This is a genomic window from Rubrivivax sp. JA1055 (assembly GCF_020966565.1).
In the GTDB taxonomy this organism is placed as follows: Bacteria; Pseudomonadota; Gammaproteobacteria; order Burkholderiales; family Burkholderiaceae_C; genus Rubrivivax; species Rubrivivax benzoatilyticus.
In genome coordinates, this window is the sequence record NZ_JAJKFP010000009.1 from 1 (window position 1) to 1966 (window position 1966).

Annotated in this window: 1 rRNA gene; it reads right to left on the bottom strand. The window is 52.4% G+C overall.

Going from position 1 to position 1966, the window contains the following annotated elements:
• Window positions 1-1816, bottom strand: a 23S ribosomal RNA gene (locus tag LOC65_RS19285); the annotation flags it as partial.
• Window positions 1817-1966 lie beyond the last annotated feature (150 nt).

Here is a 1966-nt window from a genome sequence, read left to right on the forward strand (position 1 = left end):
GGCGTCACACCCTATACGTCGACTTTCGTCTTTGCAGAGTGCTGTGTTTTTAATAAACAGTCGCAGCCACCGATTCTCTGCGGCCTCATTGGGCTCCCCAAGTAAATGGTTCACCTACTAAAGGCACACCTTCTTCCGAAGTTACGGTGTCAATTTGCCGAGTTCCTTCTCCAGAGTTCTCTCAAGCGCCTTAGAATACTCATCTCGCGCACCAGTGTCGGTTTGCGGTACGGTCGTCTATAGCTGAAGCTTAGTGGCTTTTCCTGGAAGCAGGGTATCACTCGCTTCGGCGGCAAGCCGCCTCGTTATCACCCCTCATCTAAGACCCCCGGATTTGCCTAAGGGCCACGACTACAGGCTTGAACCGGGACATCCAACACCCGGCCGAGCTAACCTTCTCCGTCCCCACATCGCACTATAGATCGGTACAGGAATATTGACCTGTTTCCCATCAGCTACGCATCTCTGCCTCGCCTTAGGGGCCGACTCACCCTACGCCGATGAACGTTGCGTAGGAAACCTTGCGCTTTCGGCGAGGGGGCTTTTCACCCCCTTTAACGCTACTCATGTCAGCATTCGCACTTCCGATACCTCCAGCAGACCTCACGATCCACCTTCGCAGGCGTACGGAACGCTCTCCTACCACTTGCACTTGCGTGCAAATCCGCAGCTTCGGTAACTGGCTTAGCCCCGTTACATCTTCCGCGCAGGACGACTCGATCAGTGAGCTATTACGCTTTCTTTAAATGGTGGCTGCTTCTAAGCCAACATCCTGACTGTTTTAGCCTTCCCACTTCGTTTCCCACTTAGCCAATTTTGGGGACCTTAGCTGGCGGTCTGGGTTGTTTCCCTCTTGTGTCCGGACGTTAGCACCCGGTGCACTGTCTCCCAAGCTGTACTCATCGGTATTCGGAGTTTGCAATGGTTTGGTAAGTCGCCATGACCCCCTAGCCATAACAGTGCTCTACCCCCGACGGTAATACTTGAGGCACTACCTAAATAGTTTTCGGAGAGAACCAGCTATCTCCAAGTTTGTTTAGCCTTTCACCCCTATCCACAGCTCATCCGCTAGTTTTGCAACACTAGTCGGTTCGGACCTCCAGCAGGTGTTACCCTACCTTCATCCTGGCCATGGATAGATCACTTGGTTTCGGGTCTACACCCAGCGACTAGACGCCCTATTCGGACTCGGTTTCCCTTCGCCTTCCCTATTCGGTTAAGCTTGCCACTGAATGTAAGTCGCTGACCCATTATACAAAAGGTACGCCGTCACCCTTGCGGGCTCCGACTTTTTGTATGCATGCGGTTTCAGGATCTATTTCACTCCCCTCCCGGGGTTCTTTTCGCCTTTCCCTCACGGTACTAGTTCGCTATCGGTCGATTACGAGTATTTAGCCTTGGAGGATGGTCCCCCCATGTTCAGACAGGGTTTCACGTGCCCCGCCCTACTTGTCGTACGCCTAGTTCCACAGAAGACTTTTTTCATACAGGGCTATCACCTGCTATGGCCGGACTTTCCAGACCGTTCTGATAAATCGACTGCTAAAACGTACAGGCTGTTCCGATTTCGCTCGCCACTACTTTCGGAATCTCGGTTGATGTCTTTTCCTCGAGCTACTGAGATGTTTCAGTTCGCCCGGTTCGCCTCGTCACCCTATGTATTCAGATGACGATACCCTTGCGGGTGGGTTTCCCCATTCGGAAATCCCCGGATCAAAGCTTGCTTGCCAGCTCCCCGAGGCTTATCGCAGACTGCCACGTCCTTCATCGCCTGTAATCGCCAAGGCATCCACCACATGCACTTAGTCACTTGACCCTATAACTTTGACGCCGAAGCTCTCGCTTCAGACATCCGGTCAATGACAGATTTTGAGTATTCACGCGTTATGCCGAACTTCAATTCTCGCGAATCAAAGTTTGTATTGACGCAATCAAACTGTCGCTGATGGCACGGCGCATCCCGAAA